This window comes from Citrobacter sp. H12-3-2 (assembly GCF_009649895.1).
Lineage (GTDB): Bacteria > Pseudomonadota > Gammaproteobacteria > Enterobacterales > Enterobacteriaceae > Citrobacter > Citrobacter portucalensis.
On record NZ_CP045837.1, the window covers coordinates 206,947 to 223,122 of the forward strand.

The following is a 16,176-nucleotide window of genomic DNA, read 5'->3' on the forward strand; positions in this document are numbered from 1 at the left end:
AGGTTCGAGATGGCGTTATTAAATGTAGATAAATTATCGGTGCATTTCGGCGACGTAGGTTCCGAATTCCGCGCCGTAGACCGCATTAGCTACAGTGTGAATCAGGGTGAAGTGGTTGGCATTGTAGGAGAGTCCGGCTCTGGTAAGTCCGTCAGTTCGCTGGCGATTATGGGACTGATTGACTACCCAGGCCGCGTTATGGCCGAAAATCTGGAGTTTAATGGTCGCGACCTGAAGCGCATCTCTGAGAAAGAGCGTCGCCAGTTAGTGGGTGCGGAAGTGGCGATGATCTTCCAGGACCCGATGACCAGCCTTAACCCCTGCTACACCGTCGGCTACCAGATTATGGAAGCCATTAAAGTGCACCAGGGCGGCAACAAAAAAACGCGTGTTCAGCGGGCAATAGACCTGCTGACGCTGGTGGGGATCCCCGATCCGGCCTCGCGTCTTGATGTATATCCGCACCAGTTGTCCGGTGGGATGAGTCAGCGCGTGATGATCGCGATGGCGATAGCCTGTCGTCCGAAACTGCTGATTGCCGACGAACCGACAACGGCGCTGGATGTGACTATTCAGGCGCAGATCATCGAGCTACTGCTGGAATTGCAGCAAAAAGAGAACATGGCGCTGGTCTTAATCACGCACGATCTGGCGCTGGTGGCTGAAGCGGCACACAAAATCATCGTGATGTACGCCGGCCAGGTGGTAGAAACCGGAGCCGCGCAGGATATTTTCCGCGCGCCGCGTCATCCTTACACCCAGGCGCTACTGCGCGCGCTGCCTGAGTTTGCTCAGGATAAAGCACGTCTGGCCTCGCTGCCGGGCGTGGTTCCCGGGAAATATGACCGCCCGAGCGGCTGTTTGCTGAACCCACGCTGCCCCTATGCGACCGACAAATGCCGCGCTGAAGAACCTGAACTGAACCTGCTGGAAGGCGGTCGTCAGTCGAAATGCCACTACCCACTTGATGATGCCGGGAGGCCTGGGCTATGAGTACGCAAAAGGCCACTTTGTCACAGCCGCTGTTGCAGGCTATTGATCTGAAAAAACACTACCCGGTGAAAAAGGGCATGTTCGCCCCGGAGCGCCTGGTGAAAGCGCTGGACGGCGTCTCCTTTACCTTAGAACGCGGTAAAACGCTGGCGGTGGTAGGCGAGTCGGGCTGTGGGAAATCCACCCTTGGCCGCCTGCTGACGATGATTGAAGTCCCGACCGGCGGTGAGCTGTATTACCAGGGACAGGATCTGCTTAAGCACGACCCGCAGGCGCAAAAGCTGCGTCGGCAGAAAATCCAGATTGTATTCCAGAACCCGTACGGTTCCCTGAACCCGCGTAAAAAAGTGGGACAGATTCTGGAAGAGCCGCTGCTGATCAACTCCACGCTCAGCAAAGAGGAGCGTCGTGAAAAAGCGCTGGCGATGATGGCGAAAGTGGGGCTGAAAACCGAACACTACGACCGCTATCCGCATATGTTCTCCGGCGGTCAGCGTCAGCGTATTGCCATCGCTCGCGGTCTGATGCTTGACCCGGACGTGGTGATTGCCGATGAACCGGTCTCAGCGCTGGACGTCTCGGTGCGTGCGCAGGTGCTGAATCTGATGATGGATTTGCAGCAGGAACTGGGGCTGTCATACGTCTTTATCTCGCACGACCTGTCGGTGGTCGAGCACATTGCCGATGAAGTGATGGTGATGTATTTAGGCCGCTGCGTGGAGAAAGGGACGAAGGACCAAATCTTCAATAATCCGCGTCATCCGTACACGCAAGCGCTGCTCTCCGCAACGCCGCGTCTGAACCCGGACGATCGCCGTGAGCGTATCAAGCTGACCGGTGAACTGCCAAGCCCGCTGAATCCGCCGCCGGGCTGCGCGTTTAACGCCCGCTGCCGTCGTCGCTTTGGTCCGTGTACCCAGCTTCAGCCGCAGTTGAAAGATTACGGCGGTCAACTGGTGGCTTGTTTTGCCGTTGACCAGGATGAGAACCCACAGCAATAAACCTGGGTTATGACCCGTTAACCGGAGCCTTGTGCTCCGGTTTTTTTATATTTTCTCTTTACGTCCACAATGTGAGTCCTTTGGCAGAACATTATTCCACAGCGTCTAGAATGTAGTCAGATTTCCTCTAGTCACAGAAATATCTATTTCGCAGTTGCTAACTACCAGGAGCAAATGTGGTCACGATACGCTGGGATATTAAAACAATTGATCGTCTGTCGATGGTTGAGGATGTCCTGAAGGAATTTTCCTGCTGTGATATCAATATCATCTCCATGAAAGTGACGCCTGGGCGGATCCTGATTAAATCCTGGTGCCGCCAGCTACAGGATATTTCCTGTGTGCAATCCTGTTTAAGCCAGCGCGCCGATATTATTCATGTCGCTTACCTCTGTGAGGAGATAAGCGAGCTGTCAACACCGGAGCCGGAACGCCCGCGCTATTTCTCTGACATTATTTGCAGCAGCCAGAGCATGCACGCGCTTATCGAAAAGGCGATAAAAATTGCCGACAGCAAATATACCGTTCTGATCCGTGGCGATACGGGGACCGGTAAAGAGCTGCTGGCCCGGGCTATCCATAATTCCGGGCAGCGACGTTTTTATCCGTTTATTCCGGTCAACTGCTCTGCGCTACCTGAGTCGCTAATGGAGAGTGAATTCTTTGGCTATGAGAAAGGGGCTTTCAGCGGCGCGGATTGTAAAGGCAAAAAAGGGCTGTTTGAAATGGCCGATAAAGGCACCCTTTTTCTCGATGAGTTTGGCGAAATGTCGCTGAGCTTACAGGCTAAACTCCTGCGCGTGCTTCAGGATGGCGGGATTCGGCGCGTTGGCGGAGCGCATATTATTCCGGTCAATGTGCGCATTATTGTGGCAACCAATGCCAATCTGGAAGAGATGGTAGAACAACGTCTGCTGCGCGCCGATCTCTATTACCGCATCAACGTGCTTTCACTGACCATTCCACCTTTGCGCGAGCGTCCACAGGATATCAGCCTGCTGATTCGCCACTTTGTGCAGAAATACGCAAAGGAATTCCAGCGGCGGATCATTCTGGATAAAGCCTGTTTTGATGCCCTGCACCATCACACCTGGCCGGGAAACGTGCGCGAACTGGAAAATACCATTATTCGCCTGATGCTGATGGCTGAATCCGATGTTATTACGCGGGAAGAATTAGGGATGGTGAATTTGCCTGCCGTTGAGCGGGGCCCGACAGAACGTCCTTTTAAAGAGCAGGTTCTGTGTGCTGAACGCCAGCTCATTGAACAGATGGTGGAAGATAATGTGTCGTCACGGCATATCGCCAAAGCGCTGGGCGTGTCGCACACCACGGTGCTGAATAAAATTCGCGGCTATCAGCTGGAGAGTGTGGGTTAAGCGCCGCCAGCGTATGACGGCGCGATATACATGGGTTATTCAATCAGCTTCAATAAGGGCGACAGGCACAGCAGAATTCCGTACAGCAGGATCAACCAGGTTTTCAGTCCGCGCAGTTTTTCCAGTTGCGTTACTTTATAGATCAGGAAGAACGGAATAATACACGACACAATCCCGTAAAGCGGACTACCTAGCTGGAAGAACACCAGTACCGATACGCGAAATGACACCCAAATGACCAGGGTGATAACAATAAAGGTGCAAATACCCAGCGTAAGCACCAACGGATTAATTTTCTCAACGTCAATGACGCGGCTCAGAACGTTGAGAATAATACCTTTGATCGCTTCGTGGAATCCCAGATAAATACCAAAGAACGCGGTTAATACGGCGAAGATATTTAATACCGTTGAGGTGATATGAATAATCTGCCCAGGAATGACCTGAGCCGCCAGCGCCAGTGCTGAAATATTTTGTTCGAAAGCCGAAACGGCCTCTTCATGGCTAATGGAAAAGGTAAAAGAGAAGGAGAAAAACAGAATGACAGCAATCAGAGTAATGTAACTGATGCGATGCGTACGGATTGCCATACGCGTAGCCAGCACCCGGTCCGCCACCCGTTTGCGGTAGGCGATGTTCATTGGGTTCAACACCTGAATAAACACCGCCGAGAAGAAGCAGAACGGGATGGTTAGCAGTACATCACGAAAGAAGACCGATGCTTCAGGGAAGGCGCTGATATTAGCGAAGTTCCAGTGCGGAACCATCGCAAAACCAAATACGATGATGATACCCACTTTGACCACCACCATCGGGCCGGAGATTTTGAACAGCAATTTTTCTCCCCCGGAAGCAATGGCGACCAGCACGGCAAAAATGGCCACTTTGTAGATTATCGATTGTGAAAGATCGGCCTCGGTCAAGCCGAAGGTTTTAATATATGAGGCGCTGTCAAAAACCACGGATAAGGAATAAATAAATATGCCGTGAATAATCATCAGAAAATAGATGACGCCAAGAAATACGCCCCAGTTTTTTCCCAGGTAATGACTTATAATATCAGTGTAGTCATTGCAGGTTTCGCTTTCTGATAATGTTTTTAAATAAATATCCTGCACAATATAAGTTGCCGGATAAGCAATAATAAAGGCAACGATAAATACCCAAATGCCTGTTAAGCCAATTTGTACCGGCATTAGTACCGTTCCGGCACCAATGGCCATGCCGATACACAGTAATACCCAGCCAAAATCGTATTTCGTAAACGGTATTTTTTTTGAGAATGGTACGGCGGTTGCTGTATTGTTGCTTAATTGTAATGTGTTGTCCTGCATAGAACCCCCTGCCCAAAATACACGTTCTCCCCGAAAGAGGATCGCGTGTATTGCCAGACTGTTGTGCCTTGATTCTCAACAACCTGAACCGAACGACGTCGGTTCAGGCCATATTGGTCAGAATGTTGCCTTTCTGATGGCGTGTTCAAGGTCGTTAATAATATCTTCTGGATCTTCAAGACCCACAGAAAGACGGATAAGCCCGTCGGTAATACCTGCTTTGAGCCGTTCCTCAGGTGCAACGGGCGAATGTGTCATAGACGCTGGGTGCTGAATGAGGGTTTCGGTATCACCGAGACTGACCGCGAGGAGGCACAATTCTACAGAATTGATCATCCGCCTACCAGCCTCGAGGCCGCCGGCGATTTCGAAGCTGATAATTCCACCTGGCAGGCTCATTTGCTGCTGGCCCAGCTCATACTGTGGATGCGAAGTCAGGCCAGGATAATACACCCGAGTAATAGATGGATGCCCTTCGAGGAAGCGGGCGATTTTCAGCGCATTTTCACAGTGGCGTTCCATACGAATGCCCAGTGTTTTAACGCCGCGCAGTGTTAACCACGCATTGAAAGGACTCATACAGCCGCCGGTGATATCTTTCAGGCCTACAAACCGCGCCTGGTCGATAAACTCCTGCTTACCAACAATGATGCCGCCAATCACATCCCCGTGACCGTTGATATATTTGGTGACGCTGTGAACCACAATATCCGCGCCCAGTTGCAAAGGCTGCTGACAGTACGGCGACATAAAGGTGTTATCCACCACCAGCAATGCGCCCTGTTGATGGGCGATACCGGCCACCGTTTCAATGTCGACCAGCGACAGCGTTGGGTTGGCGGGCGTTTCGATATACACAACTTTGGTTTCTGGTCGCATGGCGGCGCGGATTTCTTCAGGCTTTGCCGCGTCGACAAAGCTGACGTTAATCCCAAACTTCGGCATGCTGTGCGACAAAAACGCGTGGGTGCAGCCGTAAATCGCGCTGGCGGAAACGATATGGTCACCCTGCTGGCAAAGCGTCAACAGCGTTGTGGTGATAGCAGAAATACCGGACGCGGTTGCCAACCCGGCTTCACCTCTTTCCAGTACCGCCAGCTTTTTCTCCAGCGCATCGGTGGTGGGGTTACCCAAGCGGGTGTAAATGTACCCGGACTCTTCGAGCGCAAAGCGGGCGGCACCTTGTTCGGCGCTGTCAAAAACAAACGTTGAGGTCTGGAAAATAGGCGTACTAAGCGCGCCAGTTGAAGGGTCGGGTTGTTGCCCCGCGTGAACGATCTGGGTGTTGAATCCGTAAGTACGACAGTCAGACATGATATCTCCTTTAATTCGGAACAGAACAGCTCACAGTCAAATAGCAATCGCTGTGCCAGAAAATGAACTGATAGATATCAATGTGTTATGTTTTTGTCTGAACTAATGGTCGGCAGGAATGTTGCCAACTGGAAAGAATCTTTCCAGCGTGCTGGTAAGAAAATGGGTGAATTGCGAGGCGCTACGCAGAGCGCAATATTGCGCAGTGATATGGCAAGTGGGCTGCCGTAGAATCAGCGGCAAGCCGGGAATTCCCGGTGAGGCGCAATGTTGCGGGGGCCTGATCCCCGGCGGCATCGGTTGCTGGAAAGAGAAAACCCCCGCACGTTGTTCGGTATAAACCAGGCAACAAGACGGGGGCTAACTTGACTCCAGACAAGTTAAGGATAGCCGCGAACAGTTGCCATTGCAACACAGGCGGCTATATGACGCTCGCACAGTTAGGCGTGGCCTTCTGGCACGATTTAGCGGCTCCAATCATCGCTGGCACCATTGCCAGCCTGATTGTGAGCTGGCTGCGTAACAGGAAGTAATGCGCTTTGTGGGCGTCTGCCTGCCGTGATGGCAACATGCGCCCGAACCAGGCCGCAGGGGGCGACCTTGCGGCCTTTTTCGGCTTAAATGCAGATAAATCTCGTCGCCAGGTGCCTATCCTGTCGCGATAATGCACGCTGGGAAGTTTTCAGATACCGCCTCTCTTAATACCGCTACGATCGGGTATACTCTGACGGCAGTTTCGTCTATCCGTGGAGAGTCAGTTTGCGTGTCAGTCGCTCGTTAACAATTAAGCAGATGGCAATGGTTGCGGCCGTTGTTATGGTGTTCGTTTTTATTTTTTGCACCGTTTTGTTGTTCCATCTGGTCCAGCAAAACCGCTATAACACGGCTACGCAACTGGAAAGTATCGCTCGCTCCGTCCGTGAGCCTCTGTCGGACACTATCCTGAAAGGGGATATTCCCGAAGCGGAAGCCATTTTAAAAAGTATTCGGCCAGCGGGTGTAGTCAGTCGCGCCGATGTGGTGCTGCCCAATCAGTTTCAGGCGTTGCGGATGAGCTTTATCCCTGAACGCCCCGTTCCTGTTACGGTGACTCGCCTGTTTGAGCTTCCGGTACAAATTTCGCTGCCGATCTATTCTCTTGAGCGTTCAGCTAACCCGCAACCGCTGGCGTATCTGGTGCTGCAGGCGGATTCGTACCGCATGTACAAATTCGTGATGAGTACGCTCTCGACGTTAGTGACCATTTACTTACTTTTGTCGTTAATACTGACCGTCGCCATCTCCTGGTGCATTAACCGCTTGATTGTGCACCCCTTACGTAAAATTGCCCGTGAGCTGAACGACATCCAACAGCAGGATCTGATTGGCTATCAACTGGCATTGCCGCGTCTACATCAGGATGATGAGATTGGTATGCTGGTGCGTAGCTACAATCTTAATCAGCAGTTGATTCAGCGACATAGCGAAGAGCAAAGCGACTTTGCAATGCGTTTCCCGGTTTCCGAACTGCCCAATAAGTCGTTTTTAATGGGGCTGCTGGAGCAGGTTGTTACCCGCCAGCAGACGACGGCGCTGATGATTGTCACCTGCGAAACCCTTCGTGACACCGCGGGGGTGTTAACCGAAACTCAGCGGGAAATCCTGCTGCTTACGCTGGTCGAAAAACTCAAGTCGGTATTAGCCCCCAGGATGGTGCTTTCCCAAGTGAGTGGCTATGACTTCGCCATCATCGCCCATGGTGTAAAAGAACCCTGGCACGCTATTACTCTAGGTCAGCAAGTACTCACTATCGTTAACGAGCGATTACCTATTCAGGGTATTCAACTGCGTCCTACCTGCAACATTGGGGTAGCAATGTTCTATGGTGATTTGACCGCAGAACAGCTTTACCGCCGCGCCCTGTCGGCCGTGTTAACCTCGCGCCATAAGGGTAAAAATCAAATTCAGTTCTTTGATCCGTTACAGATGGAAGAGGCGCAGCAGCGTTTGACGGAAGAGAACGATATTCTCAGCGCGCTGGATAACCAGCAGTTCGCGCTTTGGATGCAGCCGCAGGTGGAAATGTCCAGCGGTAAGGTATTGAGCGCAGAAGCATTATTGCGGATGCAGCAGCCGGACGGAAGCTGGGAGCTGCCCGAAGGGTTAATCGACAGGATTGAGTCCTGCGGTCTGATGGTGACGGTTGGTTACTGGGTGTTGGAAGAGACGTGTCGCCAGCTGTCAGCGTGGCAGGAACGGGGTCTGATGCTGCCGCTGTCGGTGAATTTGTCCGCACTACAGCTAATGCACCCGAGTATGGTCTCGGACCTGCTGGAGTTGTTAAACCGCTATCGGATCAAGCCTGGTACGTTGATCCTGGAAGTGACTGAAAGCCGACATATCGATGATCCCCACGCCGCGGTGGCCATTTTGCGCCCATTGCGTAATGCGGGAGTACGTATCGCACTGGATGACTTTGGCATGGGGTATGCGGGCCTGCGACAGCTGCAGCACATGAAGTCGCTACCGGTGGATGTCCTCAAAATCGATAAGATGTTTGTCGACGGAGTACCTGAGGATTGCAGCATGATCTCCGCCATCATTCAGTTGGCCCACAGCCTTAATTTGCAGATGATCGCCGAAGGTGTCGAAACCGAAGCGCAGCGTGAATGGCTATCACAAGCCGGGGTGGAAGTGGCACAAGGGTTCCTGTTTGCCCGACCGGTTCCGGCAAATATCTTCGAAGAACGTTATCTGGCGCCGGAAAGCGCTGATTACAAAAGTTAAAAAAGGTCTCGCTTGTGCGAGCCAGCTCAAAATTTTTAACATTTTTGTATCAATTATGATCCAGGTACATTTCTGTCAAGTTGTGTGGGTGTTACTTTAAGGCCGCAGGTTAAACAAAACCTTACAAGACCTGTGGTTTTTACTTTAAGGACACCCTATGAAAACCTCTATATTCAAAAGCCTTTACTTTCAGGTCCTGACAGCGATTGCCATTGGTATTCTCCTTGGCCATTACTACCCTGAATTAGGCGCCCAAATGAAACCGCTTGGTGATGCCTTCGTTAAGCTCATCAAGATGGTCATCGCACCTGTCATCTTCTGTACTGTCGTTACCGGCATTGCAGGCATGGAAAGTATGAAAGCCGTAGGCCGCACCGGTGCGGTTGCACTGCTTTATTTTGAAGTGGTCAGTACGATTGCGCTGATCATCGGTCTTATCATTGTTAACGTGGTGCAACCCGGTGCCGGGATGAACGTCGATCCGGCGACGCTGGATGCCAAAGCGGTTGCGATTTACGCCGAACAGGCAAAAGACCAGGGGATTGTAGGTTTCCTGATGGATATTATCCCGGCGAGCGTCATTGGCGCGTTTGCCAGCGGTAACATCCTGCAGGTATTGCTGTTTGCAGTAATGTTTGGTTTTGCGCTGCATCGTCTGGGCAGCAAGGGCCAGATGATTTTCAACGTGATTGAAAGTTTCTCGCAGGTTATTTTCGGCATCATCAATATGATCATGCGCCTGGCGCCTATCGGTGCTTTCGGTGCTATGGCCTTTACCATCGGTAAATATGGCGTCGGAACGCTGGTGCAACTGGGTCAGCTAATCATCTGCTTCTACATCACCTGTATTCTGTTTGTGGTGCTGGTGCTGGGTTCAATTGCGCGCGCAACCGGCTTCAGTATCTTTAAATTCATCCGCTATATCCGTGAAGAGCTGCTGATCGTTCTGGGTACTTCTTCTTCCGAGTCTGCGCTGCCGCGTATGCTCGATAAGATGGAAAAACTGGGCTGTCGGAAGTCGGTTGTCGGATTGGTTATACCCACGGGCTACTCGTTTAACCTTGATGGGACATCAATCTATCTGACTATGGCGGCGGTGTTTATCGCTCAGGCGACCAACAGCCACATGGATATCTTCCATCAGATAACCCTGTTGGTGGTGCTCCTGCTCTCCTCAAAAGGTGCAGCGGGTGTGACCGGGAGTGGCTTCATTGTTCTGGCCGCGACTATCTCTGCGGTGGGGCATTTACCGGTTGCTGGCCTGGCACTGATTCTTGGTATTGACCGCTTCATGTCTGAAGCCCGTGCGCTGACCAACCTGATTGGTAACGGTGTTGCAACTGTCGTTGTGGCTAAATGGGTGAAAGAATTGGATACCAAAAAGCTGGATGACACGCTGAATAATCGTGCGCCGGATGGCAAAACGCACGATTTATCCTCTTAATCTCGTCACTTATGCCCGTAGTCCCTTCCAGGACTGCGGGCGTTTGCGCATAATTACCCCCTGTGCCTGAAACCGTCGATTCGGCGGCTCGGGATTTTTTCACTTCTTCCGTGACATTTTTATGTTCTCGCGGTCTAACACGAAGTGTTTTTAACGTCATATTCAGAGAGTCCTTTCGAGGGCTGTCTTTTTATTTCCAGGATAGTTGATCAGGGGTTCACATGCAGGGCACAAAAATTCGACTTTTAGCGGGCGGCTTGCTGATGATGGCCACTGCCGGCTATGTGCAGGCAGATGCGCTCCAGCCTGATCCAGCGTGGCAACAGGGCACGCTGGCAAATGGTTTACAGTGGCAAGTGTTAGCCACTCCCCAGCGTCCGAGCGACCGTATTGAGGTTCGCCTGCTGGTCAATACCGGTTCACTCACCGAAAGTGCGCAACAGAGTGGTTTCAGCCATGCGATCCCGCGTATCGCGCTGACGCAAAGCGGTGGCCTCGATGCCACGCAAGCCCGTTCACTGTGGCAGCAGGGGTTCGATCCCAAACGTCCCATGCCGCCGGTTATCGTTTCCTATGATTCAACGCTGTATAACCTCAGTCTGCCGAACAGCCGTAACGACCTACTGAAAGAGTCACTTTCTTATCTGGCAAATATCTCCGGCAATCTGAGCATCACCTCTGAAACGGTCAATCATGCGCTGAATAGCGAAGACATGGTTGCAACCTGGCCGTCAGATACCAAAGAAGGGTGGTGGCGTTACCGTCTGAAGGGATCGACCCTGTTGGGGCACGATCCCGCCGATCCGCTGAAAACGCCGGTAGACGCGTCGAAAATTCAGTCTTTCTACCAGAAATGGTATACCCCGGACGCGATGACGCTGATCATCGTCGGTAACGTTGATGCACGCAGCGTAGCTGAGCAAATCAATAAAACCTTTGGCGAGTTAAAAGGAAAACGCGAAACGCCTGCACCGGTTCCCACGCTCTCTCCGCTGCGAGCAGAAGCCGTGAGTATTATGACCGATGCGGTACGCCAGGATCGCCTGTCTATTATGTGGGATACGCCGTGGCAGCCGATCCGTGAATCTGCCGCGCTGTTACGTTACTGGCGCGCTGATTTAGCTCGTGAGGCGCTGTTCTGGCACATTCAGCAAGAGCTAACCAAAAACAATGCCAAAGACATTGGCCTCGGATTTGACTGCCGGGTGCTGTTCCTGCGCGCGCAGTGCGCGATTAACGTTGAGTCGCCGAACGATAAGCTGAACGCCAATCTGGGTACGGTTGCGCGTGAGCTGGCGAAAGTGCGTGATAAGGGACTGCCGGAAGAAGAGTTCAATGCGCTGGTAGCGCAAAAGAATCTGGAACTGCAGAAGCTGTTTGCCACCTATGGTCGTACCGATACCGATATTTTGATCAGCCAGCGTTTGCGCTCGCTGCAAAATCAGGTGGTGGATATTGCGCCTGAACAGTACCAGCGTTTACGCCAGAGCTTCCTCAACAGCCTGAGCGTTGAGATGCTGAATCAGGACCTGCGTCAGCAGCTGTCGCAAGATATGGCGTTAATTCTGCTGCAGCCGAAGGGTGAACCTGAATTCAATATGAAGGATCTGCAGGCGACGTGGGATAGCATTATGGCGCCCGTTACCGCAGCGGCAACGTCTGTTGAAACGGATGAATCACACCCTGAAGTGACGGATATCCCGCCTGTACAGTAAAGGGTATCGTAACCTGTAAGCCGGGCAAGTGAAGCGCTCCCGGCTTACCCAGTGCCGGATGCGGCGTTAACGCCTTATCCGGCCTACAGGAACAATAAATTATTGCGGCATGGCGTCGCGGGGGATAATCGCCCCACGATGCTGAATGACGGTGCTTGCCGTCAGGTGGCCGCGTTTTGCGGCTTCGGCGGCATCGCCACCGGTCAGACGGACCGCCAGATACCCGGCGCTGAAGGAGTCTCCGGCCGCAGTGGTATCGATCACTTTCTCTTTCGGCAATTTAACGGCCGGAACGTCGATCAGTTCTTCGCCTGCAATGGAAACCAGGCAAGAGTCTGCGCCGCGCTTCACTACCACTTCCTGAACGCCAGCTGCGTGAGTACGGGCAATCACCTCGGCAACGGGTTTTTCACCCCACAGTGCGTCTTCATCGTCCAGCGTCAGGAATGCGATATTGGTGCATTCCAACATCTGCTGATACACCTGCTGGGTTTCTTCTTTGCTGCTCCACAGACGTGGGCGGTAGTTATTGTCAAAAATGACCTTTCCGCCGTTGGCACGACATTCACGCAGCAATGACAGCAACTTGTCACGGCTTGCCGGGCTTAAAATCGCCAGGCTGATTCCGCTCAGATACAAGTAGTCAAATGTCGCCAGTTCTTCGCAAATCGCGGCAGACTGCTCGCTCTCCAGCCAGAATTTTGCGGCGGCTTCATTACGCCAGTAATAGAAGGTGCGCTCGCCAGTGCTGTCGGTCTCAATGTAGTAGAGACCTGGCAGGCGGTTTTCCATGCGCTGAGTTAATGAAGTGTCTACGTTTTCACCCTGCCAGGACTCCAGCATTTGTTGGCTAAAACTGTCGGTACCCAGTGCAGTCACATAGTGTACGGAAAGTGCCGCCGCATCGACCTGACGGGCGATATAAACGGATGTATTCAACGTGTCGCCACCGAATCCGCGCTGAACGTCAGCGCCTTTCTGTGACAGCTCAATCATGCATTCGCCAATCACGGCAATCTTTCTGGACATAGTCGTAACCTGCTCTGAAAAAAATTAGCGTTAGTGTGCGCTGTGGGTGTTAAGTGGTCAACTATATTAAAACATCGTTCCATTATTTTTTTGAGCCAGCACGTGTTCTGCGTTGTTTTTGCCGCTTAGTTTTTATTTTTGCGCACAGCTGAATGTAAAGTTCTTCGTCTGAGCGCCGATAACCTTTGACGAGTCCGGTCAGTCACACTCTTATTTACAGGACATCTCAGATGATAAAGCAGGTTACCCAGCAGCTCATTACGCCCGATGCGAGTATTGAAAGCTTGCTGGAAAGACGCTATTGGCTGCAGTGCGAGCGTGCTTACACCTACCAGCCAATTTACCAGACCAACGGAAGGCTGATGGCCGTTGAACTGCTGACCGTCGTGAGCCATCCTGATAACCCTTCCCAACGTATTGCACCAGACCGCTATTTTGCTGAAGTGGCTGTACGGCATCGTGTTGATGTTGTGAAAGAGCAACTTCTGCAGCTTGAGCTGAAAGGGGGCTTTTTCAGAGCCAACAACCTGCTGGCTTCAGTGAATGTCGATGGACCAACACTCATTGCGATGCGTCAGGATCCCGAAATCCTGAAAATCATTGAAGGCCTGCCGTGGCTGCGTTTTGAGCTGGTGGAACATATCCGCTTGCCGAAGGGGTCGTCGTTCGCCTCAATGTGCGAGTTCGGCCCGCTCTGGCTGGATGACTTTGGTACCGGAATGGCGAACTTCTCGGCGCTTAGTGAAGTGAGTTATGACTATATCAAAGTGGCGCGGGATCTGTTCGTCATGCTGCGCAAGACGCCGGAGGGACGTAATCTCTTCACACTACTATTGCAGCTCATGAACCGCTATTGCCGCGGTGTCATTGTCGAAGGCGTTGAAACGCTGGAAGAGTGGCGCGATGTGCAAAACTCACCGGCTTTCGCTGCGCAAGGCTATTTTCTCTCTCGTCCAGTGCCTCTGGATACGCTTGAAGAGGTGATCCTGTCGCTTTGATGAGGGCGTAGTGCACCTCCTTTTCATCCTGCTGGACTATCTTTAGGACAGGCAAGGAAGGAAGTAAGGAGGTTAGACATGACGAGAACAGGTAAAATAACCACTTCAGTAATAGGGGTTTTCTTGTTGTTGATCGTCGTACTCATTATTGTGATTGCGACATTTGACTGGAACCGGCTCAAACCGACCATCAACCAGAAAGTCTCTACAGAACTCAACCGGCCCTTTGCTATACGGGGTGACCTGGGCGTGGTTTGGGAACGCCAGAAGCAGGAAACTGGCTGGCGTAGCTGGGTTCCGTGGCCGCATGTTCATGCTGAAGATATCATCCTCGGCAACCCGCCGGACATTCCCGACGTCACCATGGTGCATCTTCCGCGTGTTGAAGCTACGCTCGCCCCGCTGGCACTGCTGACAAAAACCGTCTGGCTCCCGTGGGTCAAGCTGGTCAAACCCGATGCGCGGCTGATCCGCCTGTCGGAGAAAAACAATAACTGGACCTTTAACTTAGCTGGGGACGAAAACCGCGATCCTGATGCGCCGCCATCAGCATGGTCTTTCCGGCTGGATAACATTCTGTTCGACCAGGGACGTATCGCCATTAACGATAAGGTGACGAAGTCGGAGATTGAGATCCTGGTCGATCCGCTGGGTAAACCGTTACCCTTTAGCGAAGTGACCGGCGCAAAAGGTAAAGAGAGCAACGCCCGCGTCGAGGACTACGTGTTTAGGCTGAAAGCGCAAGGGCGATATAACGGCGAACCGCTAAGCGGTAGCGGAAAAATAGGCGGAATGCTGGCGCTGCGTGGCGAAGATACGCCTTTCCCGATTCAGGCTGATTTCCGTTCGGGCAATACGCGCGTAGCGTTTATCGGCACGATAAACGATCCGATGAATATGGGCGGGGCGGATCTGCGGCTTAAATTCTCGGGAGATTCGCTAGGGGATTTGTACGATTTGACCGGCGTACTGCTCCCGGATACGCCGCCGTTTGAAACCGACGGACGTCTGGTGGCGAAAATTGACCCGGAAAAATCCTCTGTTTTTGATTATCGCGATTTCAATGGCCGCATTGGCGACAGCGATATTCACGGAACGCTGGCCTATACCACCGGTAAGCCGCGACCCATGCTGAAGGGCGATGTGGAATCACGCCAGCTGAGGCTGGCCGATTTGGGGCCGCTGATCGGGGTGGATTCAGGCAAAGGGGCGGAACGGGCAAAACAATCTGAACAGCGCAAAGGTGAGAAGAGCATTCAGCCAGCGGACAAGGTCTTGCCGTATGACCGTTTTGAAACCGATAAATGGAACGTGATGGACGCTGACGTGCGTTTCAAAGGACGGCGTATTGAGCATGGCAGTAGCCTGCCGATCAGCGATCTCTCCACTCATATCATCCTGAAAAATGCTGACCTGCGCCTGCAACCGCTGAAATTTGGTCTTGCGGGAGGCAGCATTGTCTCCAGCATCCATCTGGAAGGGGATAAAAAGCCGATGCGGGGGCAGGCGGATATTCAGGCGCGGCGGCTGAAGCTAAAAGCGCTGATGCCCGATGTGGAACTGATGCAGAAAACGCTCGGTGAAATGAACGGGGACGCCCGGTTTAGCGGAAGTGGAAACTCGGTAGCGGCGCTGCTGGGTAACAGCAATGGCAACCTGAAACTGCTGATGAATGACGGCTTGATCAGCCGGAATCTGATGGAAATTGTGGGCTTGAATCTGGGGAACTATCTTGTCGGGCAGATATTTGGTGATGACGAAGTGCGGGTGAACTGCGCGGCGGCGAATCTGGATATTGTTAACGGCGTGGCGCGTCCGCAGATTTTTGCTTTCGACACGGAAAACGCAGTCATCAATGTCACTGGTACGGCAAGCTTTGCGTCGGAGCAACTGGATTTAACCATCGATCCGGAGAGCAAAGGGATTCGTATTATTACTCTGCGTTCGCCGCTGTATGTTCGCGGCACATTTAAGAATCCGCAGGCTGGCGTGAAGGCCGGACCGCTGATTGCGCGCGGTGCGGTTGCTGCCGCATTAGCCACGTTAGTTACTCCTGCGGCGGCCTTGTTGGCGCTGATTTCGCCGTCAGAGGGTGACGCGAATCAGTGCCGGACGATCCTGTCGCAGATGAAGAAGTGATGTCTGGCCGGATGTTTATCCGGCCTGGATTTCATACTCAACGTAGGCCGGATAAGGTGGTTAC

At 52.5% G+C, this 16,176-nt stretch carries 12 protein-coding genes; 9 read left to right on the forward strand and 3 right to left on the reverse strand.

Annotated features, from left to right (window positions below):
* Positions 1-9: 9 nt before the first annotated feature.
* The 3 genes from dppD to GHC22_RS01020 all read left to right on the forward strand — a co-directional run bounded on the left by dppD (position 10) and on the right by GHC22_RS01020 (position 3,373).
* Entirely contained in the window at positions 10-993 is a 984-nt protein-coding gene (gene dppD, locus GHC22_RS01010) for a dipeptide ABC transporter ATP-binding protein (RefSeq protein ID WP_048236981.1), read from the forward strand.
* Entirely contained in the window at positions 990-1,994 is a 1,005-nt protein-coding gene (dppF, locus tag GHC22_RS01015; RefSeq protein ID WP_008786417.1) for a dipeptide ABC transporter ATP-binding subunit DppF, read from the forward strand. Before dppD ends, dppF begins: the two co-directional genes overlap by 4 nt.
* Positions 1,995-2,170: 176 nt before the next feature.
* Entirely contained in the window at positions 2,171-3,373 is a 1,203-nt protein-coding gene (locus GHC22_RS01020; protein ID WP_153752051.1) for a sigma-54-dependent Fis family transcriptional regulator, read from the forward strand.
* A gap of 35 nt (positions 3,374-3,408) precedes the next feature.
* On the opposite strand, the gene GHC22_RS01025 is transcribed toward GHC22_RS01020, so the two are convergent.
* On the reverse strand, positions 3,409-4,707 hold the full coding sequence (locus tag GHC22_RS01025; RefSeq protein WP_043018665.1) for an aromatic amino acid transport family protein: 1,299 nt from the start codon (positions 4,705-4,707) through the stop codon (positions 3,409-3,411).
* A 117-nt stretch (positions 4,708-4,824) separates the two neighbouring features.
* Positions 4,825-6,021 carry a methionine gamma-lyase gene (gene megL / locus GHC22_RS01030; RefSeq protein ID WP_153752052.1) on the reverse strand — a complete coding sequence of 399 codons (1,197 nt, stop codon included), beginning with the start codon at positions 6,019-6,021 and terminating at the stop codon, positions 4,825-4,827.
* 425 nt (positions 6,022-6,446) lie between these two features.
* On the opposite strand from megL, the gene GHC22_RS01035 reads away from it, so the two are divergent.
* The 4 genes from GHC22_RS01035 (at position 6,447) to GHC22_RS01050 (ending at position 11,946) form a co-directional block, all read left to right on the forward strand.
* Positions 6,447-6,554, forward strand: coding sequence for a type I toxin-antitoxin system toxin Ldr family protein (locus GHC22_RS01035; protein ID WP_003827426.1), 108 nt, complete (start codon positions 6,447-6,449; stop codon positions 6,552-6,554).
* A gap of 226 nt (positions 6,555-6,780) precedes the next feature.
* A complete protein-coding gene (hmsP, locus tag GHC22_RS01040) occupies positions 6,781-8,787 on the forward strand; it encodes a biofilm formation regulator HmsP (RefSeq protein WP_020996063.1) in 2,007 nt (668 codons plus the stop codon).
* Between the two features lie 157 nt (positions 8,788-8,944).
* Positions 8,945-10,231, forward strand: a complete 1,287-nt coding sequence (gene dctA / locus GHC22_RS01045; protein ID WP_008786411.1) for a C4-dicarboxylate transporter DctC — start codon at positions 8,945-8,947, stop codon at positions 10,229-10,231.
* Positions 10,232-10,452: 221 nt separating this feature from the next.
* On the forward strand, positions 10,453-11,946 hold the full coding sequence (locus tag GHC22_RS01050) for a pitrilysin family protein (protein WP_153752055.1): 1,494 nt from the start codon (positions 10,453-10,455) through the stop codon (positions 11,944-11,946).
* A 99-nt stretch (positions 11,947-12,045) separates the two neighbouring features.
* Here GHC22_RS01050 and GHC22_RS01055 read toward each other — a convergent pair whose 3' ends face one another.
* Positions 12,046-12,975 (reverse strand): sugar kinase, encoded by a 930-nt coding sequence (locus GHC22_RS01055; RefSeq protein ID WP_008786409.1) that lies wholly within the window; start codon positions 12,973-12,975, stop codon positions 12,046-12,048.
* A 230-nt stretch (positions 12,976-13,205) separates the two neighbouring features.
* Here GHC22_RS01055 and pdeH point away from each other — a divergent pair, with 230 nt between their 5' ends.
* Together pdeH and GHC22_RS01065 are read left to right on the forward strand one after the other, a co-directional pair.
* The gene (gene pdeH, locus GHC22_RS01060) at positions 13,206-13,973 is read left to right on the forward strand and encodes a cyclic-guanylate-specific phosphodiesterase (protein ID WP_008786408.1); all 768 of its coding nucleotides are present in this window, start codon (positions 13,206-13,208) and stop codon (positions 13,971-13,973) included.
* A 78-nt stretch (positions 13,974-14,051) separates the two neighbouring features.
* Positions 14,052-16,112, forward strand: coding sequence for an AsmA family protein (locus GHC22_RS01065; protein ID WP_153752056.1), 2,061 nt, complete (start codon positions 14,052-14,054; stop codon positions 16,110-16,112).
* Positions 16,113-16,176: the final 64 nt, after the last annotated feature.